Annotated in this window: 22 protein-coding genes, 1 tRNA gene and 1 pseudogene; 14 read left to right on the forward strand and 10 right to left on the reverse strand. The window is 68.4% G+C overall.

Annotated elements, in window-relative coordinates:
- The first annotated feature begins 75 nt into the window (after positions 1-75).
- Positions 76-1,023, forward strand: a complete 948-nt coding sequence (trxB, locus tag AB0B28_RS15565) for a thioredoxin-disulfide reductase (protein WP_360121281.1) — start codon at positions 76-78, stop codon at positions 1,021-1,023.
- A 34-nt stretch (positions 1,024-1,057) separates the two neighbouring features.
- Positions 1,058-1,372 carry a thioredoxin gene (gene trxA / locus AB0B28_RS15570; protein ID WP_360121283.1) on the forward strand — a complete coding sequence of 105 codons (315 nt, stop codon included), beginning with the start codon at positions 1,058-1,060 and terminating at the stop codon, positions 1,370-1,372.
- 199 nt (positions 1,373-1,571) lie between these two features.
- Here the strand turns inward: trxA and AB0B28_RS15575 are convergent, their stop codons facing one another.
- Complete coding sequence (locus tag AB0B28_RS15575) at positions 1,572-2,333, reverse strand: GNAT family N-acetyltransferase (protein WP_360121285.1); 762 nt, start codon at positions 2,331-2,333, stop codon at positions 1,572-1,574.
- A gap of 252 nt (positions 2,334-2,585) precedes the next feature.
- Between AB0B28_RS15575 and AB0B28_RS15580 the strand changes: the two genes are divergently transcribed.
- Together AB0B28_RS15580 and AB0B28_RS15585 are read left to right on the forward strand one after the other, a co-directional pair.
- Positions 2,586-3,833: a PLP-dependent aminotransferase family protein gene (locus AB0B28_RS15580; protein ID WP_360121287.1), complete on the forward strand. Its 1,248-nt coding sequence runs from the start codon at positions 2,586-2,588 to the stop codon at positions 3,831-3,833.
- The gene (locus AB0B28_RS15585) at positions 3,830-4,786 is read left to right on the forward strand and encodes a D-alanine--D-alanine ligase (protein ID WP_360121289.1); all 957 of its coding nucleotides are present in this window, start codon (positions 3,830-3,832) and stop codon (positions 4,784-4,786) included. The genes AB0B28_RS15580 and AB0B28_RS15585 overlap by 4 nt, the downstream gene beginning before the upstream one ends.
- A 127-nt stretch (positions 4,787-4,913) precedes the next feature.
- Here the strand turns inward: AB0B28_RS15585 and AB0B28_RS15590 are convergent, their stop codons facing one another.
- On the reverse strand, positions 4,914-5,468 hold the full coding sequence (locus AB0B28_RS15590; RefSeq protein ID WP_360121291.1) for a hypothetical protein: 555 nt from the start codon (positions 5,466-5,468) through the stop codon (positions 4,914-4,916).
- A gap of 289 nt (positions 5,469-5,757) precedes the next feature.
- Here AB0B28_RS15590 and AB0B28_RS15595 point away from each other — a divergent pair, with 289 nt between their 5' ends.
- On the forward strand, positions 5,758-6,312 hold the full coding sequence (locus AB0B28_RS15595) for a GNAT family N-acetyltransferase (RefSeq protein WP_360121293.1): 555 nt from the start codon (positions 5,758-5,760) through the stop codon (positions 6,310-6,312).
- 63 nt (positions 6,313-6,375) lie between these two features.
- On the opposite strand, the gene AB0B28_RS15600 is transcribed toward AB0B28_RS15595, so the two are convergent.
- The 8 genes from AB0B28_RS15600 to rpmH all read right to left on the reverse strand — a co-directional run bounded on the left by AB0B28_RS15600 (position 6,376) and on the right by rpmH (position 12,343).
- Positions 6,376-7,494: a ParB/RepB/Spo0J family partition protein gene (locus AB0B28_RS15600; RefSeq protein ID WP_360121295.1), complete on the reverse strand. Its 1,119-nt coding sequence runs from the start codon at positions 7,492-7,494 to the stop codon at positions 6,376-6,378.
- Between the two features lie 3 nt (positions 7,495-7,497).
- A complete protein-coding gene (locus AB0B28_RS15605; RefSeq protein ID WP_360121297.1) occupies positions 7,498-8,511 on the reverse strand; it encodes a ParA family protein in 1,014 nt (337 codons plus the stop codon).
- Positions 8,512-9,011: 500 nt separating this feature from the next.
- A complete protein-coding gene (rsmG, locus tag AB0B28_RS15610) occupies positions 9,012-9,629 on the reverse strand; it encodes a 16S rRNA (guanine(527)-N(7))-methyltransferase RsmG (RefSeq protein WP_360121299.1) in 618 nt (205 codons plus the stop codon).
- An 83-nt stretch (positions 9,630-9,712) separates the two neighbouring features.
- Positions 9,713-10,210 carry a R3H domain-containing nucleic acid-binding protein gene (locus AB0B28_RS15615; RefSeq protein ID WP_360121301.1) on the reverse strand — a complete coding sequence of 166 codons (498 nt, stop codon included), beginning with the start codon at positions 10,208-10,210 and terminating at the stop codon, positions 9,713-9,715.
- Between the two features lie 91 nt (positions 10,211-10,301).
- Positions 10,302-11,405, reverse strand: coding sequence for a membrane protein insertase YidC (gene yidC, locus AB0B28_RS15620; protein ID WP_360121303.1), 1,104 nt, complete (start codon positions 11,403-11,405; stop codon positions 10,302-10,304).
- A complete protein-coding gene (gene yidD, locus AB0B28_RS15625) occupies positions 11,405-11,698 on the reverse strand; it encodes a membrane protein insertion efficiency factor YidD (RefSeq protein WP_360121305.1) in 294 nt (97 codons plus the stop codon). The genes yidC and yidD overlap by 1 nt, the downstream gene beginning before the upstream one ends.
- Entirely contained in the window at positions 11,695-12,129 is a 435-nt protein-coding gene (rnpA, locus tag AB0B28_RS15630) for a ribonuclease P protein component (RefSeq protein ID WP_360121307.1), read from the reverse strand. Before rnpA ends, yidD begins: the two co-directional genes overlap by 4 nt.
- A 76-nt stretch (positions 12,130-12,205) precedes the next feature.
- A complete protein-coding gene (gene rpmH, locus AB0B28_RS15635; protein ID WP_106362847.1) occupies positions 12,206-12,343 on the reverse strand; it encodes a 50S ribosomal protein L34 in 138 nt (45 codons plus the stop codon).
- 580 nt (positions 12,344-12,923) lie between these two features.
- Between rpmH and dnaA the strand changes: the two genes are divergently transcribed.
- The 9 genes and pseudogenes from dnaA to AB0B28_RS15680 all read left to right on the forward strand — a co-directional run bounded on the left by dnaA (position 12,924) and on the right by AB0B28_RS15680 (position 24,648).
- Positions 12,924-14,792: a chromosomal replication initiator protein DnaA gene (dnaA, locus tag AB0B28_RS15640; RefSeq protein ID WP_360121309.1), complete on the forward strand. Its 1,869-nt coding sequence runs from the start codon at positions 12,924-12,926 to the stop codon at positions 14,790-14,792.
- Positions 14,793-15,184: 392 nt separating this feature from the next.
- Positions 15,185-16,333, forward strand: a complete 1,149-nt coding sequence (gene dnaN / locus AB0B28_RS15645; RefSeq protein WP_360121311.1) for a DNA polymerase III subunit beta — start codon at positions 15,185-15,187, stop codon at positions 16,331-16,333.
- Between the two features lie 71 nt (positions 16,334-16,404).
- Positions 16,405-17,280 (forward strand): phosphogluconate dehydrogenase (NAD(+)-dependent, decarboxylating), encoded by an 876-nt coding sequence (gnd, locus tag AB0B28_RS15650; protein ID WP_360121313.1) that lies wholly within the window; start codon positions 16,405-16,407, stop codon positions 17,278-17,280.
- Positions 17,281-17,302: 22 nt separating this feature from the next.
- Entirely contained in the window at positions 17,303-18,439 is a 1,137-nt protein-coding gene (recF, locus tag AB0B28_RS15655) for a DNA replication/repair protein RecF (RefSeq protein WP_360121315.1), read from the forward strand.
- Positions 18,429-18,893: a DciA family protein gene (locus AB0B28_RS15660; RefSeq protein WP_360121317.1), complete on the forward strand. Its 465-nt coding sequence runs from the start codon at positions 18,429-18,431 to the stop codon at positions 18,891-18,893. The genes recF and AB0B28_RS15660 overlap by 11 nt, the downstream gene beginning before the upstream one ends.
- Before the next feature lie 306 nt (positions 18,894-19,199).
- A complete protein-coding gene (gyrB, locus tag AB0B28_RS15665) occupies positions 19,200-21,164 on the forward strand; it encodes a DNA topoisomerase (ATP-hydrolyzing) subunit B (protein WP_360121319.1) in 1,965 nt (654 codons plus the stop codon).
- A 47-nt stretch (positions 21,165-21,211) separates the two neighbouring features.
- A complete protein-coding gene (gyrA, locus tag AB0B28_RS15670) occupies positions 21,212-23,710 on the forward strand; it encodes a DNA gyrase subunit A (RefSeq protein WP_360121321.1) in 2,499 nt (832 codons plus the stop codon).
- Positions 23,711-23,965: 255 nt separating this feature from the next.
- A pseudogene (locus AB0B28_RS15675) lies at positions 23,966-24,415 on the forward strand (DUF3566 domain-containing protein); the annotation flags it as partial.
- Positions 24,416-24,571: 156 nt separating this feature from the next.
- A tRNA-Ile gene (locus tag AB0B28_RS15680) sits at positions 24,572-24,648 on the forward strand.
- The last annotated feature ends 172 nt before the right edge of the window (positions 24,649-24,820 follow it).

Raw genomic sequence — 24,820 nt, forward strand, 5'->3', positions numbered from 1 at the left:
GATGGCGTTGAAGCAGCCAGAACCACTGCTTTCCGGGGCCGCCCCGGAGCGCCGAACCACACAGGAGCGAACCCGGTGAGCGAAATCCGCGACGTCATCATCATCGGCTCGGGCCCGGCCGGCTACACCGCCGCGCTGTACACCGCCCGCGCCAACATGCGCCCGCTCGTGTTCGAGGGCTTCGAGTTCGGCGGCGCGCTCATGCAGACCACCGAGGTCGAGAACTACCCCGGCTTCCCCGAGGGGATCATGGGCCCCGAGCTCATGGACTCCTGGCGCAAGCAGGCCGAGCGCTTCGGCGCCGAGCTCGTCTCCGACAACGTCACCCGCGTCGACCTCACCGGCGAGATCAAGAAGGTCTGGGTCGAGGACACCGAGCACCGGGCGAAGGCCGTGATCCTCGCGACCGGCTCGGCCTTCCGGCCCCTGAACGTCCCCGGCGAGACCGAGCTGATGGGGCGCGGCGTCTCGGCGTGCGCCACCTGCGACGGGTTCTTCTTCCGCGACCAGGAGATCGCGGTGGTCGGCGGCGGCGACTCGGCGATGGAGGAGGCCACGTTCCTCACCAAGTTCGCCTCCAAGGTCACCATCGTGCACCGCCGGGACGAGTTCCGCGCCTCCAAGATCATGGCCGAGCGCGCCCTGGCGAACCCCAAGATCGAGGTCGCCTGGAACTCCGCGGTCGAGCGGATCAACGGCGAGGGCGGCAAGGTCGCCAGCGTCGACCTGGTCGACACCGTCACCGGTGCGGGGCGCACCCTGCCCGCGACGGGCCTGTTCATCGCGATCGGCCACGACCCGCGCTCGGAGCTGTTCAAGGGCCAGGTCGAGCTCGACGAGTCCGGGTACGTCAAGGTCGCCTCGCCCTCGACCCGCACCAACCTCGAAGGCGTGTTCGCCGCCGGGGACCTGGTCGACCACACCTACCAGCAGGCCGTCACCGCCGCCGGCACCGGCTGCGCGGCCGCCCTCGACGCCGAGCGGTTCGTGACCGCGCTGGCCGACGCGGCCGTGGCCAACTGACTTTCCGCACACATCGACATATAGGAGGATGCTTATGGGCGCCATCAAGGCAGTCACCGACAAAGAGTTCCAGGCCGAGGTGCTGGAGTCCGACAAGCCGGTGCTGGTCGACTTCTGGGCCGAATGGTGCGGGCCGTGCAAGAAGGTCGCCCCGGTACTCGAAGAGCTGGCCGCGGAGATCGACGCCATCGAGATCCGCAAGCTCGACACCGACGCGAACCCCGAGATCACCCGCAAGTACCAGGTGATGAGCGTGCCGACCATGATCCTGTTCAAGGGCGGCCAGCCCGCCGACCAGCTCATCGGAGCCCAGCCCAAGGCCGCGATCCGAAAGTTCCTGAGCCAGTAGCGCGAAGGAACATGAATAAATCTTCACCAATCGGGGGACCGAGCCAGTGGCTCGGTCCCCCGATTCCTGTCATACCCCCGGGATACTTTTAAACAAGGGGTCCCCCGGGGGGACAAATCGGGAATATCCGCTTTCACATTCGCCCACGTTCGCGTTACGCCCCTTCGCATTTCGCGCCGCCGCGTGCGAAGCGCGGCCGCTAGCGCTCGGGCCGCGTCCCGCGTTCGCCGCCGCACCCGCCGCCTTCGCCGCTCACGCAGGCGGCGCGGTCGAAGGGTTCTCCCCGTTGCGATCCGGGGCGGTCGACGCGGTTCCGGCCCGTGGTCGCCTCGCCGAAGAACTGCTCCAGTTCGATGTCGTCGAGCTTGAACCACTCGACCGAATCGTGGATCTCCATCGACTCCTCGGCCTCCACGCTCCGGTCGATCGCCGAGCGCAGTTCCAGGCGCAGCCGCGGATACCGCGGGTCGAAGCGCACCGTCTTGAAGCCCACCGAGCGGTAGAAGTCGGCAGGCACCAGGCACGCCCCGGCCTCGCCCCTCGTGTCGCCGAACGTCTCGATCGCGTAGATCCCCCGCCGCGCCAAGTCCGCCGCCACCGTCTGCACCAGCTGGCGCCCCAGGCCGCTCCCGGCATAGGCCGGGTTCACATAGGCCGTCATGAGCAGCGCCGCGTCCGGCGAGACCGGTCCCGAGGGGAACTCCTGCGAACGCGGCACGAACTTCGGCGACGCATAGGTCACGTACCCGGCCACCGCGTCGCCCTCGTAGGCGATCCGCCCGCAGCCGCCCCATTCGAGGAGCGTGTGCGACAGCCACGCCTCCTTCTCCAGCGCGGGCTCGCCGATCTCGCGGGCGGCCTCGGCGCGGAGCGGGGAGAGCTCCCAGAACACGCAGGCCCGGCAACGCCTCGGAACGTCTTCCAAGGAGTCGAGTGTGAGGTTCACCATGCGCTGCTGCACTGCTCCACACTACTTCGCGTAACAGTCCACATGACGGAAAACACGCGCGGCCTGCGGCCGGTGTGCTAGTAGAGTGGCCCGATCACGCCGCAGGTCCCGTAGGCTGGTCGAAGCCACGGCCACCCCCGCGGGCAACCGCGGGCGGCGGGCGGGCGTGTACGTACGAAAGCGCGAACGTGTCGCCGCGCGGCACAGCGCACGACCCGCGAGCACGGATCGCGGGCGACGAGGACCACCTGAGGAGGTCTCCGCGTGTCCGGTACCACACTCGACGATTACACCGGTCGGTACGCATCCCGGGTCCACGGGATGGCACAGTCGGAGATCCGCGCACTGTTCTCGGTCGCAGCCCGGCCCGAGGTCGTCTCGCTCGCCGGAGGCAACCCCTACACCGCCGCGCTCCCCATGGACGAGCTCGCCGAGATGTTCACCCGCCTGCTCTCCACCGTCGGGGCCGAAGCGCTCGGCTACTGCTCCGGGCAGGGCTCGGTGGCGCTGCGCGAAGCGCTGTGCGGCGTCTTGGACCTCTCGGGCATCCGCGCATCGGCCGACGACCTGGTCCTCACCACCGGCGCGCAGCAGGGACTCGACCTGCTCGCCCGCACCTTCCTCGACCCCGGCGACATCGTCCTGGCCGAAGGCCCCACCTACGTGGGCGCGCTCGGGGCGTTCCAGGCCGCGCAGGCCGACGTGCGCCACCTCCCGATGGACGATGACGGGCTCATCCCCGCCGGCCTCGAGGAGTCCCTCGCCGCGCTCGAACTCGAAGGACGCCAGGCGAAGTTCCTGTACACGATCCCCACCTACCAGAACCCGGCCGGCGTGACCCTCACCGAGGGCCGCCGCGAGGAGATCCTGGCGATCTGCGAGCGGCACGGCCTGCTCGTCATCGAGGACGACCCGTATTCGATGATCAGCTTCGAAGGCGCCCCGCCCAAGCCGCTGCGCGCCCGCGCCGAGCGCGGCGTGATCTACCTCGGCACCGTCTCCAAGATCTTCGCCGCCGGGCTGCGCCTGGGCTGGGTCCTGGCCCCGCCCGCGGTGCGCGACAAGCTGCTCCTGGCGATCGAGGCCTCGATCCTGTGCCCCTCGGGGCTCACCCAGGAGGCCACGCTGCGCTTCCTCACCGAGATGGAGTGGCGCCAGCAGGTCAAGGTCTTCAACACCCTCTACCGCGACCGCCGCGACGCCCTCCTGGGCGCCCTCGGCGACTACATGCCCGAGGGCATGACCTGGACGGTCCCCGGTGGCGGCCTGTTCATCTGGGCCACCCTGCCGGAGGGTCTGGACTCCAAGGCCATGATGCCGCGCGCGCTCCAAGAGCGCGTGGCCTACGTCCCCGGGACCGGTTTCTACGCCGACGGCAACGGCCGCAGGGAGATGCGCTTGAACTTCTCGACCCAGACCGCCGAGACCATCCGCGAAGGCGTGCGCCGCCTCGCGGGCGTGGTCGCCGGCGAGATCGAACTGCGCGACACGTTCGCGGGCGGCGCGGCATGAGTGCCGCCTCCGACGTCCGGGTCCTCATCCTCGCGGGCGGCATGTCCTACGAGCACGACGTGTCGCTCAAGTCCGGCCGCCGCGCCGCCGACGCTCTGGCCCGCCAGGGCATGGCCTGCGAGGTCCGCGATCTCGACGGCGAGCTGCTGCCGGTCCTGCAAGGCTTCCCGCCCGACGTGGTAATCCCGCTCGTGCACGGCTCCCCCGGCGAGGACGGGTCGCTCCAGGCGGTCCTGGAGCTCTCGAACATCCCGATCGTGGGCACCGGCTCGATCGGCGCCCGCCGCGCGTGGAACAAGGCCGCCGCCAAGGACCTGCTGCGGTCGGCCGGGATTCCCACGCCCGACTGGACTTCCATGCCGCGCCAGGCGTTCTCGGACTTCGGGGCCCGCAAGCTCCTCGACCGGATCGCCACCAAGATGGGCCTTCCGCTGGTCGTCAAGCCCAACTCGGGCGGCTCGGGCCTGGGCGTGCACGCGGTCCACAAGGAGGACGACTTCCCCTCGGCGATGATGGGCTGCTTCTCCTACAGCGACGAGGCGCTCATCGAATCGTTCGTGGACGGCCGCGACATCGCGGTCGGGGTGATCGACCTCGGCGAGGGCCCCACGGCCCTTCCGCCGGTCGAGATCGCCCCGCTGCATGGCGACTACGACTACGCCGCGCGCTACAACCCGGGTGCGACCCGCTGGACGGTTCCGGCCACGCTCGACCCCGCCGTCTCGGCCCGCGTGGCCGAACTCGCCGTCGAGGTCCACCGCACCCTCGGTCTCGGCGACATGTCCCGCGTCGACCTGATCGTGGACGACGCGGGCGGCATCCAAATCCTGGAGGCCAACGTCGCCCCCGGCACCACCGAGACCTCGCTGCTGCCCATGGCGATCGAGGCCGCCGGGCTCGACTTCGGCGAAGTCCTCGCCACGATGGTCCACCGAGCACTCGACCGGACCTGAACCGTGCTTGACACCGAAGGGCGTCGATGTTTCACGTGAAACATCGACGCCCTTCGGTCGTTCACACGGACATGATCCCGCACCCCGAGCATGATGCCCTATATCCTATATTCTATATTCTATAGGATCAATCGTCGCTGAGCCAGGCCGCGATGTACTCCAGGTTCATCCGCCACTCGTGCTCGTCAACCGGCGGCAGGATCTCGTCCCACATCGTCATGAACGGGCCCCGCAGTTGCAGGTAGCCGTGCGGGCGGGCCAGGAACCATTGCTGGAGGTGGGCCGTGCCGTCGCCCCAGCGGTTCACGTGGACCTGGGCCACCGATTCGAGCGAGCGGATCGCCCGCTCCAAGCGCACGGTGAGCACCCCGAGTTCGGCCGCGTGCATCGTGGAGAGGTCGCCGAGGTCGAGGTGCGCGCGGGGTTCGAGGATCACCACCACCGGGAGGCCCGTGGGCGCGAGAGGGCTCTTGAGGCGCCACCGCTCGTTCGACCACAAGTAGGCCGAGTCGGGGGTGTGGCAGGCCGCGCACTGCTCCTGGCGGTCGCCGCGGCGCGGCGGCTCGGTCGCCACCGGTTCCTGGAGCGGCTTGATGCGCAGCTCCCCCTCGAACGGGAAGGCGGGCCACCCCACGAACGCGGGCAGCGTCTGCCGGACGCCGCTCGGAGGTCGAGTCGTCATGTCGGAATTGGGATTCGGGCCGGGGGTACTCGCTGCTGCCACCATCGAAAAATACCGCATGGGTGCGAGAGTGGAAACCACCGGAATCGACCTTTTGACAGATTTCACCTGGGTCACAGTGAACTCGGTCTCCCCCACCCCCGACAATGGACCGAATCCGGGTCGCGAACCAGGCGAATCGGTCCCAGAACGGCCGTTTCGGGGTCGAGAGTGACGTGCGCCCATATGGCGGGAAGACCCTGTCGGCAGGGCACCTCGGTAGGGCAAGCTGGAAGGCGTGCAAGCAACAGTGACTGATAGCTCCACGCCGGAGGCCACGCCCGCGGGTGTGGCCGTCCTGGTGGACCCGCCGGTCACCGCCGCGCTCGTTGACGAACTCAGCCATCTCTGGGTGAGAGTGACGAACGCCGGCGGTTCCGTCGGGTTCGTCCCGCCGGTGAACATCGACGAGGTCCGCCCTCACACCGTTTCCATTCTCGCGCGAGTGATCGACCGGACTGACACGCTGGTCGCTCTAAAGGAAGGAGCCGCCATTGTCGCTTGGTGTGTTCTCACATCAAACGACAGCCCGCCGCGCCAGGGCTGGCGGACCATGCGCCACGTCCAGGTCGACCCCACCCGGCAGGGTGGCGGCCTCGGCGGCAGACTGCTGGCGGCGGTCGACCATGTCGCTCGCGAAGAACTCAAGCTCGACGCGCTGACCCTCAAGGTCCGCTCGGGCACCGGTGCCGACGCCTTCTACCGGCGGCACGGATTCACCGAAGTCGGCCGCCTGCCGCGCGCGGTGCGCATGGCGGAGGACGACTACCGGGACGACATCATCATGTGGCGAGAGCTCACCTGAGAACACCGAGCAAAAGCGTCGGGGCCATGTTTCACGTGAAACATGGCCCCGACGCTTTTGTCCTTACGCCTTCTGGTCGATCCCGATCTGCTCCACGATCCGGTCGAGGTCGGAGAGCGAGCCGAACTCGATCACGATCTTGCCCTTCTTGCGGCCCCAGGAGATCGCCACCTGCGTCTCGAAATGATCCGACAGGCGCTCCTTCAGCTCCTCCAGCCCGGGCGCCTTGATCCGGTCCTTCGCGCTCCGAGAAGAGGACGCGCGGGGCTCGTCGAGCTCCGGCTTCTCCTCCAAGCGGTTGGCCGTCACGAGCTCCTCGGTGCTGCGCACCGACAGGCCCTCGGAGATGATCCGCTCGGCGATGTGCTCCTGCGAGTCCGAGGAGTCCAGGCCCAGCAGCGCCCGCGCGTGCCCGGCGGTGAGCACCCCGGCCGCGACCTTCGTCTGCACCGTGGGCGGCAGGCTCAAGAGCCGGATCATGTTGGAGATCTGGGGGCGGCTGCGACCGATCTTCTTGGCCAGCTCCTCCTGCGTCACGTTGAACTCTTCGAGGAGCTGCGCGTATGCCGCGCCCTCTTCGAGCGGGTTCAGTTGGACGCGGTGGATGTTCTCCAGGAGCGCTTCGCGGAGCAGCTCCTCGTCGGCAGTGCGGCGCACGATCGCCGGGACCGCATCCCAGCCGAGCGCCGTGGCGGCCCGGAGCCGCCGCTCCCCCATGACGAGTTCGAACCGTGCGCCGTCCTCGCGAGGCTCCTCGGCGGTGCGCTCGCGCACCGCGATCGGCTGGAGCATCCCGACTTCGGTGAGCGAGGTCTGAAGTTCGAGCAGGTGGTCGTCGTCGAAGATCTGCCGCGGCTGCTTCGGGTTGGTCCCGATGTCGGCGATCGGGATCAGCTGGAAGCTCGCCCCGGGCACGGGGACGAGGTCCGGACCGTCCGATGTTTCACGTGAAACATCCGCGGCGACGGTCGATGTTTCACGTGAAACATCGCCCTTCGGCGCGGCCTGACGCGGCGCGCTCGCCTTCCGAACCCCGTTCTTGGCGGCCCCGTTCTTCGGCGCGCTCACGACCGGAGCCGGCGCCTCCGGCTCGTCGTCTTCGTTGGTCGTGCTCTCGGCCAGACCGGTCGGGATGAGCGCGCCCAGTCCGCGACCGAGTCCTCCGCGCTTCGCCGCAGCCATCGACTAGTTCCCGCCCTTCTCGTTCTTGCCCCGGCGCGAGGAGAGCTTCGCGCCGCGGCGCGCGATCTCTTCGGCCGCTTCGAAATAGCTCGTCGCGCCCCGCGAGCCGGGGTCGTACGTCATGATCGACTGCCCGTACCCGGGAGCCTCGGAGACGCGCACGCTCCGCGGCACGACAGCGTCGAGCACGATCTCGCTGAAGTGCCCGCGCACTTCCTGCTCCACTTGGTCGGCGAGCTTGGTCCGCTTGTCGTACATGGTGAGCAGGATCGTGGAGACCCGCAGGCGCGAGTTCAGGTGCGCCTTGATGAGCTCGATGTTCCGCAGGAGCTGCCCCAGCCCCTCGAGCGCGTAGTACTCGCACTGGATCGGAATCAGCACCTCCTCGGCGGCCACCAGAGCGTTCACCGTCAGCAGCCCGAGCGACGGCGGGCAGTCGATGAAGATGTAGTCGAGGTCCTGGCTGAAGGTGTTGATGCTCTTCTCAAGGCGCCCTTCGCGGGCCACCACGTTGACGAGCTCGACCTCCGCGCCGGCCAGGTCGATCGTGGCCGGGACGCAGTAGAGCGAGGGGATGCCGTCCACTTGGACCGCGATCTCGTCGAGCGACTGGCCTTCGACGACCGCCTCGTACACGCTCGGCGTGCCCGCGCCGTGCTCGACCCCGAGGCCGGTGGAGGCGTTCCCCTGCGGGTCGAGGTCGACGACCATGACCCGGTTCCCGTGCAGCGCCAAAGCGACCGCGAGGTTCACCGTGCTGGTGGTCTTGCCGACGCCGCCCTTCTGGTTGGCCACGGCGATCACCCGTCGCCGCGCGGGCCGCGGCATCGTGACCGAGCCGGACGGGTTGAGCACCCGCACCGCCCTTTGCGCCTCGCGAGCCAACGGCAGATCGTCGTCCACCGGATCGGGCTGCTGCGGCAGCGCCGTACTCGTGGTCTCCTGCCGTGTCGCGCTTCGCTGTGCCTCGGGCGCCAAGTGCCGCCCGGTCTTCCCCCGCGATGTGGATCTGCGCATGCCGTCTCGTCCCCCGCCCTTGTCCGATCGCACCTCGGCAGGCCGGTCGGACACGTCGAGGTCGCGACCGGACTCCCCCGCAACAGATTCTGGCGCAACCTGGCCGAAGCCCGAGGCTTCGCCACCCGGGGCCGGGGAAGTTTCTCGATAGCGGTGCCGCCGAGGGGGCGCCTCCTCGCTCACCGCGGCGTCGAGGAGATTCCGGATGCGCCGTTCGGCCGGGGTATCGCCGCCAAGGGAGTTCGAAGGTTCACGATCTTCGGAGGGAAGGGGGTCGCGCACGTTCACCGCCACAGACTACGGGCCGATGTTTCACGTGAAACATCGCCCTGCTCGGAGAAGCTTACGAGCCATACACTATCCGAACGCGGCTCCGATTGCGCGAGCCCGCGTCTAAGGGCACACCAAGCGAGAAGCCGCGATGAGCATCTCATCGCGGCTTCCGTTGTCTTGCAGACTATTCGAGTTGACCAGAGAATCAGATACGTTGCGGCGCTTGCCTACCGCACCCGTTCGATGCTCACTACCGTTGCGGGGACGGTGAACACGGGCTCGGCGAGCTTGCCTTCACCGCAGACCGAGATGGACGCGGGACCGCCGCCCGCGCGCTTGATCTCCCGCGCGTCGCGTTCGATCTCCTCACCCGCGCTCTGTCCCTTGACCGCCATCATCACCCCGCCCACTCGGGCCAGCGGCAGGCACAGCCCGGCGAGCCTTCCCAAGGGCGCCACCGCACGTGAGACCACCACGTCGGCCCGCCCCTGCGGGTCGACCTCTTCGGCCCTGGCGCGCAGCACTTCCACGTTCACGAGGTCGAGCTCGTCGACCACTTCGCGGAGGAAGTCCACTCTCCGCTGCATCGGCTCCACCAGCGTCACCAACAGGTCGGGCCGCGCGATCGCCAGCGGGATGCCCGGCAGTCCCCCACCGGAGCCCACGTCGAGCACGTCGGCCTTCTCGGGGATCAGCTCCTCGATCACCGCGGAGCCGAGCACGTGTCGCCCCCACAGCCGTGGCACCTCCCTCGGGCCGATGAGGCCGCGTTCGATGCCGGTGGTGGCGAGGATGGCCACGTAGCCCTCGGCCAGTGCGATCCGCTGCTCGTCGCTTCCGAACACAGAGGCCAATGTTTCACGTGAAACATTGGCCTCTGAGGATTCGGAACCCTCGACGGGTTCCTCTGTCATGTCGTTCCTTCGGTCTACTCGGCGGGCTTGACGACGACCCGGCGGCGCGGCTCGGCGCCCTCCGACTCGCTCTGCACGCCGTCGGTGGCGTTGATGACGTCGTGGACGCATTTGCGTTCGAACGCGCTCATCGGTTCCAGCTTCGCCACTTCACCGGTCTCGATGACCTGCTTGGCGGTCTTCTCGGCCAGCTCGGCGAGCTTCTTGCGACGCCCGGCGCGGTAGCCCCCGATGTCCAGCATCAGGCGGGAGTGGTCGCCGGTCTTGCGGTAGACCGCCAGGCGGCACAGCTCCTGAAGCGCCTCCAGGGTCTGCCCCTTGGGGCCCACCAGGCCACCGAGCTCTTCGCCCACGATCTCCACCTGGGGCCGGTCGCCGACCACCAGTTCGTCGATGTCCCCGTCGATGTCGAGGATGTCGAGGAGGCCCTCCATGTAGTCGGCGGCCACTTCGCTCTGCTCAAAGAGGTCGTCTTCGGAGGCCACCTCGTCCTCCCGCACCGTTGCACCCATAATTGCCAACTCGTCCTATCGCTCGTTATAAGCCTAGTTTGCACCATTGTGGCTGATCCGGAGCGCGCGCAGGCGCTCCCCGGACCGTCCCCTAGCCTTTTTTCTTCTTCGAGGCCTGCTGCGCGCCGCTGACCTTCTTGGCCCTGGCGATGCGTTCAGACCTGGAGAGGTTCTTGCCCGAACCGGGGCCGCCCTTGGCGGCCGACGTCGGTCCGGAGGAGCCGTTCGCGCCCGCGCCGTTGACAGGCTTCTTCGGCTGCGAGCCCTTCGGCTTCTGCCCCGGCTTGGGGGCCAGGTTCTTGCGACGCTCCTCGGCCTCTTTCTGCTCGGCGAGCATCTGCTCGTGCGCCTTGCTGCCGGGCTTGGGCGGCTTGGTGGCCGAGTTCTGCGCGGGCGGCGGGTACTTGCGGAGCACGTACTGCTGCTGCGCGAGCGAGAAGAGGTTGTTGATCGTCCAGTAGATGACCACGCCGATCGGGAACGCGCCGGCCGAGAAGATCATGATCACCGGGATGCCGTAGAGCATCACCTTCTGGATCATGCGCTGGTTCGGGTCCTCGTTCCAGCCGGTCTTGAGGATCATCTGCCGGGTGGTGAGGAAGGTCGTGAGGATCATGAGCGCGCCGAGGACGCCCGCCACGAGCTTCACGTTGACCGAGGAGGAGCCGACGTCGGCGAGCTGGTCGGCGGGGGTGAGGAAGGTGCTCCAGAACGGGGCGCCGAAGAGCTTGGCGTGGACGTAGGAGAGCCAGTCGCCGGTGTTCCCGGCGTCGATCCCGCTCCAGCCGTAGAGGTCGGTGTTCTTCGTCTGCGCGGGGTCGGGGCGGCGCAGGACGTGGAACAGCGCGAGGAAGACCGGCATCTGGATGAGGATGGGAAGGCAGCCCATGAGGGGGTTGGCCTTCTCCTTGCGGTACAGCTCCATCATCTCTTTCTGGAGCGTCTCGCGGTCACCCTTGTAGCGCTCCTGGAGCGCCTTGATCTCGGGGGCGAGCTTCTGCATCGCGCGCTGCGACTGGATCTGCTTGACGAACAGCGGGAAGAGGATGATGCGCAGCGTCAGCACCACGCCGAGGATGGCGAGCACCCAGGCCCAGTCGGATTCGAGGAAGCCGTTCTCGTGACCGAAGACCCTTGCCCACAGGTCGTGCCAGAACAGCAGCACCCACGACACGCCGTTGTAGGCCCACTCCATCACTTGAGGACTCCAGTCATCTCGGTCTCCGATTTCACGTGCTCATGCCGTGGGGGTACGGGGTCGTGGCCCCCAGGATGAAAGGGGTGGCACCGTCCGAGCCGCCGCAGGCTCAACCATATGCCACGGACGGCGCCGTGCTCGGACAGCGCCTCAAGGGTATATGCGCTGCAACTGGGGTAGAAGCGGCAGCGTGCCGGCAGGGCCGGGCTTATCCATCGACGGTACGCGACGACCGGTGCGCCGACCACTCTGACCGAAAGGGGGCGCTTGGGGGACGGGGCGGCGCTCATGGCGCGTCCCGCCGGGCGCGGCCGCCCTTGCCGGTGCGGGCCGCTTCGACGGCCTCGGCCAGGTCGCGGTGCAGCTGGTCGAAGTCGCGTTCGGCGGCGCGGGGGGTGGCGCGCACGACCACGTCGGTGCCGGCGGGCCAGTGCGGGAGTTCGGCGGCGGCGGCGTGGCGCAGGCGGCGCTTGACCTTGTTGCGCACGACCGCGTTGCCCACGGCCTTGGAAACGACGAAACCCGCCCGCGCCGTGCGGTGTGCATCGGCTTCGGACGGTGTCGTCGGCGCCTGAGACGCCGGGGGGTCTTCGGTCTGGCTGGTCTCGGGTGCCCAGTGCACGACGACGCCGCCGCGTGCGGCGCGGCGGCCTCGCTTGAGCGCCGAACCGAAGTCCCGGCTGCTGCGAATACGCGCGTCGACTGGAAGCACCTGGATCACGTCCTCATGGGGCCCCTGGTCGGGACCGGCGGGCTCAGGCCCGCGGACCGCCGTGCGGGGGACGGGAGGCGAGCGCTCAGACGGTCAGCTGCTTGCGGCCCTTGTTGCGACGCGCGTTGATGATGGCGCGCCCGGCACGGGTGCGCATGCGCAGCCGGAAGCCGTGGGTGCGCTTGCGACGGCGGTTGTTCGGCTGGTAGGTGCGCTTGCTCACGACGGATGTCTCCCATTACAGATCAAGTTGCCACGCGCCGGGCCCGGGGGCCCGGCCCCGGATCGGGGCCACGGGGACGCGGAGAACAGCCTAGCAGGGCATTCACGTCGGGCCCCAGCCGCGGACGGCGGGTGTGGTACGCCCCTCTGATGGAGTGGGCAACTCACTCATGTTACTCGCCGCGTCCGGACCGTCGCCAGCGCGGTGGGCCTTCTTGTGGCGGTCTTCCCAGGTCCGCCCGGCGGGTCGCGGCAGCGCCTGTGGAGCGGCCTGGCAACCGATGCGAGCAGCCTGTGGATAACTTCGCTCGATCGGTGGACGACTTCGGCGGCCCCCGTTGGGCTTCGTCGGGGAACTCACAAGAAAACGCTGGTCATGACCGTGATTCAGGAAACATTGTCACAAGGCGCGCATGTGCACAGGCCAGGTGAAGGCCTGTGGATAACCTGTGGAAAACTTGCTGGATCGCACTGGGGACGACCGGGTGCGGCGGTGCGGAACGCCTGCGTTGGAGCCTACCTGGTGCGGTCTCCGAACTTCGCGAAAACGCCCGTTCGAGGACAGACGACCAAGCAGAGGGATGGCGAAGGTGACCGACCAAGATCTGTCGGCGGTCTGGTCGGCGGTGACCGCCGAGCTGGCCGACGCGTCGGCGCTGACCCGCCAGCAGGCGGCGTGGATGCGCCTGACGCGGCCGATGCTGGCGGTGGCGGGGACCTTCATCATCGAGGCCCCGGACAAGTTCGCGCGTTCGGCGTTCGAGTCGAAGCTGCGGGTGCCGATCAGCGAGGCGCTGTCGAAGCACTTGGGGCAGCCGACCCAGATCGCGGTCACGTTGCAGGAGAAGCAGTCCGAGCCCGCTCCCTCGGCCCCCGCGGCCGAGGACGACACGATCGTGTTCGCGCGTCTGGCCTCGTTCGAGGCCCCGCCTGAGCCGGTGCCCTCGCCGCCCGCCCCTCGCGTCGAGCCGTCCCCGCCCCGCGAGGAGCCCGCGCCCACGCCGCCTAAGGACGTGGAGTCGGAGGAGACGTACCGGACCCGGCGTCCGGTCCCGTCGCAGAATCCGCCGAGCCTGTTCGACACGGCGGCGTTCCGGCACGGGGAGGCCGAGCGGGCGCCCGAGCGCGCGCCGCAGGCCCCTGCGCCCGAGCCCTCGCCGCCGTCGCCGATTCCGCATCAGGCGACGCGTCCGGCCGAGCCCCAGCATTGGGAGGACCACACCCCGGAGCCGCCGGCCGACGAGTTGGAGCGGGTGCTGTCGGAGACGGCCGCGCGCCGCGGGGAGATGGGCGCGAAGGAGAACGGTGCGGCCCCGCCGGTCGCGCCGCCGCCTTCGGACGACCCGGATCCGGCGCGTCGGGGCGGGATCACCAAGCCGGGGCAGGACTCGGCGCCGGTGAAGGCCGTGGACGGGGTGGGGCGGCTCAACCCGCGGTACAACTTCGACACGTTCGTGATCGGTTCCTCGAACCGGTTCGCCCACGCGGCGGCGTTCGCGGTGGCCGAGGCTCCGGCGAAGGCCTACAATCCGCTGTTCATCTACGGCGGTTCGGGTCTGGGCAAGACGCACCTGCTGCACGCGGTGGGTCATTACGCGCACGATCTGGGCACGGCGCAGTCGGTTCGCTATGTGACGACCGAGGAGTTCACGAACGACTTCATCAACTCGCTGTCGGACCGCAGGCAGCAGGCGTTCCAGCGCCGCTACCGGGACGTGGACATCCTCCTGATCGACGACATCCAGTTCCTGATGGACCGCGAGCGCACGCAGGAGGAGTTCTTCCACACCTTCAACACGCTGCACAACGCGAACAAGCAGCTGGTGATCTCCTCGGACCGCTCGCCCAAGCAGCTCCAGACGCTCGAGGACCGGCTGCGCACCCGCTTCGAGTGGGGGCTGTTGGCGGACATCCAGCCGCCGGACCTGGAGACGCGGATCGCGATCCTGCGCAAGAAGGCGGTGCAGGACGACCTGAACGTGCCGACCGACGCGGTGGAGTTCATCGCGACGCAGATCCACCATTCGATCCGCGAGTTGGAGGGCGCGCTCATCCGCGTCACCGCGTACGCGAGCCTCAACCGCAAGCCCGTCGACCTGGGTCTGGCCGAGGAGGTCCTGCACGACCTGATCCCCGAGTCGGGCAAGAGCACCGAGCTGACGGTGGACCAGATCATGCAGGCCACCGCGGACTACTTCGGGGTGCAGGCCGGGGACCTCAAGGGGAACTCGCGCTCGCGGGTGCTGGTGAACGCCCGTCAGGTCGCGATGTACCTGTGCCGGGAGATGACGGATCTGTCGCTGCCGCGGATCGGCCAGGCCTTCGGGGGCAGGGACCACACCACGGTGATGCACGCGAACAAGAAGATCCGCAAGCAAATGGCCGAGCGTCGGGCCTTGTACAACCAGATCGCGGAATTGACCAATCGTTTGAAACACACGGGCGATTGAGTGGGCCTGTGGACAACTCTGTGGAAAAGCTGTGGATAAACCCGCATTTCTGTGGAAAGCCTGTGGACGACGTGTGGAAAACAGCCGCGGGCGTGATTTCGGCTCGGCTTTTTCCTGTGGAGAAACCTGTGCATAACCTGTGGAAAAGCTGTGGACAACCCTGTGGATGAGATGTGGAAAACTCGGTGGATGTCGGGGGCTGTGGATAAGCTCCTGATTCATCCACAGGTTCTCCACAGGTCGTCCACAACCCCATATCGCAGTTGAGCTGCGAAAAGGCGGCTTTTCCACAGTTTCCACAGCACCGACGACTACGACGACAGTTATATCTATAGAGAGTTCATTAGTAATAGCGCTGTGAACAACCGAGCTTCATCAAGAAGGAGCGACCCATGAAGTTCCAAGTTGACCGAGACACGTTCGCCGACGCGGTCTCGTGGACCGCCAAGAGCCTCCCGGCCCGCCCGTCGGTGCCCGTCCTCGCGGGCGCGCGCCTGTCGGTCGACGAGGGCAGCCTGACCATCTCCGGTTTCGACTACGAGATCTCCACCCGGGTCACCGTGGAGGTCACCGGCGAGTCGGCCGGGACCGCCCTGGTCTCGGGCAAGCTCCTCGCCGAGATCGTCAAGGCCCTCCCCCACAAGCCGGTCGACTTCGTGGTCGACGGCCCCCACGCCGAGCTCACGTGCGGCTCGGCGCGTTTCACCCTGCCGACCATGCCGTTGGAGGACTACCCGAGCCTGCCGCAGATGCCCGAGGCGATCGGCACGATCGACGCCGAGGAGTTCGCCAAGGCCGTGGCCCAGACCGCCGTCGCCGCGGGCAAGGACGAGACCCTGCCGACGATGACCGGCGTCCAGGTCGAGCTCTCCGATCGCGGCATCGGCATGCTGGCGACCGACCGCTACCGCATGGCCATCCGCGACACCACCTGGGAGCCCGGCGTCGCCGACGTGGATGTCACGGTCTTGGTGCCCGCCAAGGCCCTCGCCGACACCGCCCGCACCTTCGGGTCGCTCTCGGGTCCGGTCACGATCGCCGTCCCGGCGGGCACCGAGGGCGCGCCCGGGATGATCGGGTTCATCTCCGGCGGTCGCCAGACCACCTCCCGCGTCCTCGACGGCCAGCTGCCGCCGCTGCGGAGCCTTCTGGCGACCTCGTACGCGACCACGTTGCGCGTCAAGACCTCCGAGCTGATCGAGGTGGCCCGCCGCGTCGCGCTCGTCGGCGACCGCAACTCCCCGATCCGCCTCTCCTTCGACGAGGACGGGCTGATCGTCGAGGCCGGCGGCCACGAGGACGCCAAGGCCTCCGAGGCGATGGACTGCGCGCTCGACGGCGAGGCCGGGAAGATCGCGTTCAACCCGACCTACCTGCTCGACGGGCTCGCCGCCGTCGACGCGCCCTACACCGCGTTCAAGATGAACGAGCTCGGCAAGCCGGTCGTGATGACCGGGCAGCCCGCGCCCGAAGATGAGGACTCGGACACAAACCACGACGTGTTCCTGTACATGCTGCAACCATTGCGTTGGGACGCCTGACCGGCGCACAACGACGTGTTCGACCCTGGCGCACGGAACATCGCTGATCGCTTTGTGAAAGGGGGCGCGACATGCAACTGGGCATGATCGGGCTCGGCAAGATGGGCGGCAACATGAAGTTGCGGCTCGAAAAGGCCGGACACCATGTCGTCGGCTACGACCGCAACCCGGACGTGGCCGACGTCGGCTCTCTGGAAGACCTCGTGGCCGCGCTGGAGGGCCCGCGGGCCGTCTGGGTCATGGTGCCCGCCGGAGAGCCCACCAGGTCCACCGTGACCGAGCTGGCGGGCCTCCTGTCGGAAGGGGACGTGGTCGTCGACGGCGGCAACTCCCGCTTCACCGACGACGCGGTCAACGCCGCGCTCCTGGCCGAGCGCGGCATCGGCTACGTCGACGCCGGGGTCTCCGGCGGCGTCTGGGGCCTCGCCGAGGGCTACGCGCTCATGGTCGGCGGATCCGAGGCCGACGTGGCCCGCCTCCAGCCGATCTTCGACGCGCTCAAGCCCGAAGGCGAGTTCGGCTTCGTCCACGCCGGCGGGGTCGGCGCGGGCCACTACGCCAAGATGGTCCACAACGGCATCGAGTACGCCATGATGCAGGCCTACGCCGAGGGTTACGAGCTCCTGGAGGCCAGCGAGTACGTCGAGAACGTCCCCGAGGTCTTCAAGTCCTGGCGCTCGGGCACCGTGATCCGCTCCTGGCTGCTCGACCTCATGGACCGGGCCCTGGACGAGGACCCCGAACTGGCCCACATCAAGGGCTACGTCGAGGACTCCGGCGAGGGCCGCTGGACCGTGGACGAGGCCGTGCGCCTGCGGGTCCCGCTCCCGGCGATCACCGAGTCCCTGTTCGCCCGCTTCACCTCCCGCCAGGAGGACTCCCCGGCGATGAAGGCCGTCGCGGCGCTGCGCAATCAGTTCGGCGGCCACGCCGTGAAATCCGAATAATCCAGAGCGGCACAATAGAGGCGTGCGTGTACGACAGCTGCAACTGAGCGACTTCAGGTCCTACGCGCACGCCCAGGTCATGTTCGACGAGGGGCCCTCGATCCTGGTGGGCCCCAACGGACACGGTAAGACCAACCTGGTCGAGGCCCTCGTCTACCTCGCGAACCTCCGCTCCCACCGCGTCTCGGCCGACGCGCCCCTGGTCCGCCAGGGCTGCGAGCAGGCCGTCATCCGCGCCGAGATCGTCCACGACTCCCGCCGCCTCCTCGCCGAGCTCGCCGTCATCCCCGGCCGCTCCAACAAGGCCCGCCTCAACAAGACCCCCCTCGCCCGCCCCCGCGAGATCATCGGCGCCCTCAAGGCCATCGCCTTCGCCCCCGAGGACCTCGCGCTCGTGCGCGGCGAACCGGCCGCCCGCCGCCGCTACCTCGACGAGCTGCTGTGCGCGCGCCTCCCCCGCTACGCGGGCGTCCGCGCCGACTACGAACGGGTCCTCAAGCAGCGCAACACCCTCCTGCGCACCGCCTACCTCGCCAAGAAGACCGGCGGGCGCGGCCCCGGCGGCGCCGAGATGGCCACCCTCGACGCGTGGGACGCCCACCTCGCCGAACACGGCGCCGAACTCCTCGCAGGTCGACTCGCCCTCCTCGAGGACCTCGCCGAACCCGTGGCCAAGGCCCACGCCAAGATCGCCGACGGCCGCTCCGAAGTCGCCCTCGCCTACGAGTCCGAACTCGGTACCGACCTCACCCCCGACCGGGACGTGCTCACCGCGCGCCTCGCCGCCGCGCTGGCCGCGGCCCGCTCCAAGGAGGTCGAGCGCGGCTCGACCCTCGTCGGCCCCCACCGCGACGACCTCGACCTGATGCTCGGCTCGCTCCCGGTCAAGGGCTACGCCTCCCACGGCGAGACCTGGTCGGTGGCGCTCTCGCTTCGCTTGGGCGCGTTCGAACTCCTGCGATCGGACGGCACCGCCCCGATCCTCATCCTCGACGACGTGTTCGCCGAGCTCGACGCCACGAGGCGCGAACGCCTCGCGGAGTACGCTGAAGCCGCACCGCAGACGCTCATCACGTGCGCGGTCGCGGGCGACGTGCCCGCGAGGCTCACCGGCGCCCGCTACGACGTGTGGGAAGGGGAGATCAAGCGTGTCCTTTAACGGTTCGGGCGGCGGCTACGACTACCGTCCCCGCCCCCGCAGGCGCGGTAAATCCGACGACCCGCGCTTCCGCAAGGAGTGGTCCGGGCCCGGCCCCGACAAGCGCGACCCCGAACTGCTCGGCAGCCTCCTCCCCCAGATCGTGCGCAAGAACGGCTGGACCCGCAAAGTCGCCGACGCCTCGGTGTTCGGCCGCTGGGAGGCCATCGTCGGCCCCGACATCGCGAGCCACTGCCGCCCCGAACGGCTGGAGAACGGCGAGCTCCTGGTGGTGGCCGAGTCCACCGCCTGGGCCACCCAGCTGCGCCTGTTCTCGCGCCAGATCCACGGCAAGCTCGCCGCCGCGCTGGGCCCGAGCGTGGTCAAGCGCCTGAAGATCACCGGACCGAACCAGCCGACTCGTTCCTTCGGCCCGAGGCGAGTACGGTTTAATGGCTCCCGTGACACATTCTGAAGCCGTCCACCCCTAGGCCCGTAGGGGGGTTCATGTCCGAGCCCCCTGATGCGACTGTGACGACAACGAGGCGCACAGACACCGAACCAGCGGCGCTGACGCAGTAGACTTGACAGATGCGGTTGCGGCCGGCGTTCCCGACGCCCGGCCACTTCCATGGTCGACCTCAGGCACTGACGCCGGCGCGACCCTCTCGCCCGGACGGACCAGACATCCGGTGCGTCCGCGCCCAGACGGCTGAAAGTGTCACAGGCATCGACTAGCTTTCTCACTACTGACCGTGTACGACGACAGAAGGAGTTGCCGGTGGCGGCGAAGCAGCAGGACGATTACAGCGCCGGTTCGCTGCAAGTCCTCGAAGGCCTTGAGGCCGTCAGGAAGCGCCCTGGCATGTACATCGGCTCGACCGGCGAGCGCGGCCTGCACCACCTCATCTGGGAGATCGTCAACAACTCCGTCGACGAGGCGCTCGCCGGCTACTGCGACGAGATCCTCGTCGCCCTCACCGCCGACGGCGGCGTCGCGGTCACCGACAACGGCCGCGGCTTCCCCGTCGACCTCCACCCCAAGCTCAAGAAGCCCGGTGTCGAAGTGGCCCTCACGGTCCTCCACGCGGGCGGCAAGTTCGACTCCCAGACCTACGCCGTTTCCGGCGGTCTCCACGGCGTCGGCGTCTCGGTCGTCAACGCCCTGTCCACCCGCGTCTCGGTCGAGATCCGCCGCGACGGCCACGTGTGGCGCCAGGACTACAAGCACGCCCAGCCCGGCCCGCTGGAGAAGGGCGAGAAGGCCGACACGACCGGCACGATCCTCACCTTCTGGCCCGACGACACGATCTTCGAGACCGTCGAGTGGGACTACAAGACGATCTACCGCCGCCTCCAGGAGATGGCCTTCCTCAACAAGGGCCTGTCGCTGACCTTCCGCGACGAGCGCCCCGACCACCTCGATGAGGAGGGCAACGTCCGGTCGGTCACCTTCAAGTACGACGAGGGCATCGCCGACTTCGTGCGCCACCTCAACGCCTCCAAGAGCCCGATCCACCCCACGGTGGTCTCGTTCCAGGCCGAGGACACCAAGGAGCACCACTCCGTCGAGATCGCGATGCAGTGGAACGAGTCCTACGGCGAGTCGGTCTACACCTTCGCCAACGCGGTCAACACCCACGAGGGCGGCACCCACGAGGAGGGCTTCCGGGCGGCGCTGACCAACGCGGTCAACAAGTACGGCCTGGAGAAGAAGATCATCAAGTCCGAGAAGGACCGCCTCTCCGGAGACGACATCCGCGAGGGCCTGGCCGCGATCATCTCCCTGAAGCTGCGCGAGCCGCAGTTCGAGGGCCAGACCAAGACCAAGCTCGGCAACACCGAGATCAAGGGCTTCGTGCAGCGCGTGTGCAACGAGTGGCTCCCCGACTGGCTCGACCGCCACCCCAAGGAAGCGCGCGTCATCGTCCAGAAGGCCTCCAGTGCCGCGAACGCCCGCAAGGCCGCCGCGCAGGCCCGCAAGCTCGCGCGCCGCAAGAGCCTGCTGGAGACCTCCTCGATGCCCGGCAAGCTCGCCGACTGCCAGTCGACCAACCCCGAGGAGTGCGAGATCTTCGTGGTCGAGGGCGACTCGGCCGGCGGCTCGGCCAAGCAGGGCCGCAACCCCCGCACGCAGGCGATCATGCCCATCCGCGGCAAGATCCTCAACGTGGAGAAGGCCCGCCTCGACAAGATCCTCAAGAACAACGAGGTCCAGGGCATGATCACCGCCCTGGGCACCGGCATCCACGAGGAGTTCGACGCCGAGAAGCTGCGCTACCACAAGGTCATCTTGATGTCCGACGCCGACGTCGACGGCCACCACATCAACACGCTGCTGCTCACGCTGCTGTTCCGGTTCATGCGGCCGCTCATCGAGCTGGGCCACGTGTACATGAGCCAGCCGCCTCTGTACAAGATCAAGTGGAACAAGAAGGGCGACCTGGTCGACTACGCGTATTCGGACGCCGAACGCGACCGGATCATCGAGGCCGGGGTGTCCTCGGGCAAGGCCGACCCGCGGCGCTCGGACGGCGTGCAGCGCTACAAGGGTCTCGGTGAGATGAACTACACCGAACTGTGGGAGACGACCATGGACCCCTCGCAGCGCAACCTGCTCCAGGTTCAGCTCGACGACGCGGCAACCGCTGACGAGCTCTTCAGCGTCCTGATGGGTGAGGACGTGGAGAGCCGTCGCCGCTTCATCCAGGAGAACGCCAAGGACGTCCGGTTCTTGGACATCTAAGCGCAACGGCCCGACACGACTTCGTCTGATACAGCAAGGAAGCACTGGTGCCTGAGAACAACCAAGACCAGCTTGAGATCCCCGAGGGCCACGGCCGCATCGAACCGGTCGGCATCGAAGTGGAGATGTCGCGCTCCTACCTCGACTACGCGATGAGCGTGATCGTGGGCCGGGCGCTGCCCGACGTGCGCGACGGTCTCAAGCCGGTCCACCGCAAGATCCTGTACGCGATGTACGACGGCGGCTACCGTCCCGACCGCGGGTACGTCAAGTGCTCGCGCGTCATCGGCGACGTCATGGGGCAGTTCCACCCGCACGGCGACGGCGCGATCTACGACTCGCTGGTGCGCATGGCCCAGCCGTGGAGCCTGCGCTACCCGCTCATCGACGGCCAGGGCAACTTCGGCTCCCCGGGCAACGACCCGGCCGCCGCGCACCGCTACACCGAGTCGCGCCTCGAGCCGCTCGCGATGGAGATGCTGCGCGACATCGACGAGGAGTCGGTCGACTTCGAGCCGAACTACGACGGCAAGACCACCGAGCCGACGATCCTGCCCTCGCGGATCCCGAACCTGCTCATGAACGGCTCGGAGGGCATCGCGGTCGGCATGGCCACCAAGATCCCGCCGCACAACCTGCGCGAGGTCGCCGCGGCCGTCGACTGGTGCCTGGACAACCACGAGGCCACCGACGAGGAAGCGCTCGAAGCGATCCTCGGGATCATCACCGGCCCCGACTTCCCGACCGGCGCCACGATCCTGGGCCGCTCGCCCATCGAGGACGCCTACCGCACCGGGCGCGGCTCGATCAAGATGCGCGCCGTCGTCGAGGTCGAGGAGGACGCCAAGGGCCGCGCCTGCCTGGTCGTCACCGAACTGCCCTACCAGGTCAACCCCGACAACCTGGCCGAGCGCATCGCCGACCTGGTCAAGGACGGCAAGCTCGGCGGGATCGCCGACATCCGCGACGAGTCCTCCGGGCGCACCGGCATGCGCATCGTGATCGTGCTCAAGCGCGACGCGGTGCCGAAGGTCGTGCTCAACAACCTGTACAAGCACACGCAGCTCCAGGAGACGTTCGGCGCGAACATGCTCGCGCTGGTCGACGGGGTGCCGCGCACGCTCAACATCGGCCAGATGGTCCGCTACTACGTGGCCCACCAGATCGAAGTGATCGTCCGCCGCACCCGCTACCGGATGCGCAAGGCCGAGGAGCGCGCCCACATCCTGCGCGGCCTGGCCAAGGCCCTCGACCTGCTCGACGAGACGATCGCGCTCATCCGCCGCTCGCCTTCGGCCGAGGAGTCCAAGACCGGCCTGATGAGCCTGCTCGACGTGGACGAGGTCCAGGCCGTGGCGATCCTCGACATGCAGCTGCGCCGCCTCGCGGCCCTGGAGCGGCAGCGGATCATCGACGAGCTGGCCGAGATCGAGGCCAAGATCGCCGACTTCGCGGACATCCTCGCCAAGCCCGAGCGCCAGCGGCTCATCGTCCGCGAGGAGCTGGGCGCGGTGGTGGCCCGCTGGGGCGACGAGCGGCGCACGCAGATCCTGCCCGACGCCGGCGAGGTGTCGATGGAGGACCTCATCGCCCGCGAGGACGTGGTGGTCACCATCACCCGCGGCGGGTACGTCAAGCGCACCAAGACCGACTCGTTCCGCTCCCAGAAGCGCGGCGGGAAGGGCGTCCAGGGCGCGCAGCTCAAGCAGGACGACATCGTCTCGCACTTCTTCGTGTGCACCACGCACGACTGGATCCTGTTCTTCACGAACAAGGGCCGCGTGTACCGCGCGAAGGCGTACGAGCTGCCCGAGGCGAGCCGCACGGCCCGCGGGCAGCACGTGGCGAACATCCTCGCGTTCGGTCCCGACGAGACGATCGCGCAGGTCATCCAGCTCGCCCACTACGAGGTCGTGCCGTACCTGGTGCTGGCCACCCGCGGCGGCCTGGTCAAGAAGTCCAAGCTCACCGACTTCGACTCCCCGCGCACCGGCGGCATCGTGGCGATCAACCTGCGCGACGGCGACGAGCTCGTGGGCGCTTCACTGGTCGAGCCCGAGGACGACCTGCTGCTCATCTCGCGCAAGGCCCAGTCGATCCGGTTCCAGGCCACCGACGAGGCGCTGCGGCCGATGGGCCGCGCGACCAGCGGCGTGATCGGGATGCGGTTCGTCGGCGACGACGAATTGCTCACGATGATCGTGTTGAGAGATAATATGGACATCCTCGTGGCGACCAGCCGCGGTTACGCGAAGCGGACTCCCGTCGACGCGTATCCGCCGCAAGGCCGCGGCGGGAAGGGCGTCCTGACGGCTAAGATCACGGAACGCCGCGGCGATCTGGTGGGGGCGCTGTCGGTGACGCAGGAGGACGAATTGTTCGCGATCACCTCGGAGGGAGGCGTCATCAGGACCCCGGTCAAGCCGGTCCGTCAGACTTCGGACCGCAACACCATGGGCGTCAAGCTGATCGACCTGCCCGAAGAGGTCTCGCTGCTCGCGATCACCAGGAGCGCCGAGGAACCCGATGAGGGGCAGGACGAGTAGATGACCGACGCGAAGGCCACCGCCGCGGAGACCGAGCGCGAAGAGGACGTCCCGGAGTTCTCCGAGACGCCTGAAGCGGCCGAGCAGCCGAAGGCCGACGACGAGTCGTCCTCGTCCTCCGCAGCGCCCGCTCACGACCAGACGCTGACGCTGCGCCGTCCCCCGGGGATGACGCCGCCGCCGGTGAGCCCTGAGGCGGTGCCGCCGTCCTCGACGGGGAACACCGCAGCGCATCAGGCCGCCGGGGTGGCCTCCTCGGCGCGGGTCGCCGACGCGGTCCGCGCGGCGCGCGCCGCGGTCAGCCAGGCGACGGCGCGGGGCCCGCGCCGGGCCCGGCTCCGGCTCAAGCGCATCGACCCGTGGTCGGTGATGAAGTTCGCGTTCGCCGTGTCGATCGTGCTGTTCATCGTCATGGTCGTGGCCACCACGGTCCTGTACATCGCGCTCGACGCGATGGGCGTGTTCGACACCGTCAACGACATGCTCCAGATGCTCATGGGCACCTCCGCCAACACCGATACGGGGGCGGCGGCGACCACCACGGAGTTCAGGATCACCGCGAAGGGCGTCATCGGGGCCGCGGCCCTGCTCGGCGTGGTCAACATGGTCCTGTTCACCGCCCTGGCGACCCTGGGCTCGTTCATCTACAACGTGTGCGCCGACCTGGTCGGCGGCGTCGAGGTCACCCTCGCCGAGCGCGACTAGCAAGCAAGGCGGAGACGCCCGCGGCCCGAAGGCCGCGGGCGTCCTCGCGTCCAAGTGACGGCGGTCCCTTCTCCCCAGGCCCCTGTTCGCCAAGCGTCGAAGCGGTGAGGTAATCTTTCCCAGCGCTGCCGTTCTGGCAGATCGCAAACCTTGCAAGGGCGTATAGCTCAGGTGGTTAGAGCGTCGAGCTGATAACTCGAAGGTCCCAAGTTCGAGTCTTGGTACGCCCACCAACAACCCGCCGTCACCCGGCGGGTTTTTTCATGCCCCCGGCCCGGAAGCCCACACGGAGAAGACCGAGGTCGCGAGGTTGGCGGCTTCGCCGGGCGGACTGGGAGCAGGTCGAGCAGCGCTACGCCGGCGTCGCCGCCTCGCAGCCCCTCGGAATATCCGGCCTGCCCGGGG

Source organism: Glycomyces sp. NPDC046736 (assembly GCF_040645615.1).
Lineage (GTDB): Bacteria > Actinomycetota > Actinomycetes > Mycobacteriales > Micromonosporaceae > Glycomyces.

Bases quoted from the DNA above. Each gene is read 5' to 3' on its own strand.
- dnaN (WP_360121311.1), top strand. From the start codon at position 15,185: ATGAAGTTCCAAGTTGACCGAGACACGTTCGCCGACGCGGTCTCGTGG.
- AB0B28_RS15615 (WP_360121301.1), bottom strand. From the start codon at position 10,210: ATGGGTGCAACGGTGCGGGAGGACGAGGTGGCCTCCGAAGACGACCTC.
- AB0B28_RS15600 (WP_360121295.1), bottom strand. From the start codon at position 7,494: ATGGCTGCGGCGAAGCGCGGAGGACTCGGTCGCGGACTGGGCGCGCTC.
- trxA (WP_360121283.1), top strand. From the start codon at position 1,058: ATGGGCGCCATCAAGGCAGTCACCGACAAAGAGTTCCAGGCCGAGGTG.
- AB0B28_RS15605 (WP_360121297.1), bottom strand. From the start codon at position 8,511: ATGCGCAGATCCACATCGCGGGGGAAGACCGGGCGGCACTTGGCGCCC.
- yidD (WP_360121305.1), bottom strand. From the start codon at position 11,698: ATGAGCGCCGCCCCGTCCCCCAAGCGCCCCCTTTCGGTCAGAGTGGTC.
- gnd (WP_360121313.1), top strand. From the start codon at position 16,405: ATGCAACTGGGCATGATCGGGCTCGGCAAGATGGGCGGCAACATGAAG.
- AB0B28_RS15585 (WP_360121289.1), top strand. From the start codon at position 3,830: ATGAGTGCCGCCTCCGACGTCCGGGTCCTCATCCTCGCGGGCGGCATG.
- yidC (WP_360121303.1), bottom strand. From the start codon at position 11,405: ATGGAGTGGGCCTACAACGGCGTGTCGTGGGTGCTGCTGTTCTGGCAC.
- dnaA (WP_360121309.1), top strand. From the start codon at position 12,924: ATGGCGAAGGTGACCGACCAAGATCTGTCGGCGGTCTGGTCGGCGGTG.
- AB0B28_RS15590 (WP_360121291.1), bottom strand. From the start codon at position 5,468: ATGACGACTCGACCTCCGAGCGGCGTCCGGCAGACGCTGCCCGCGTTC.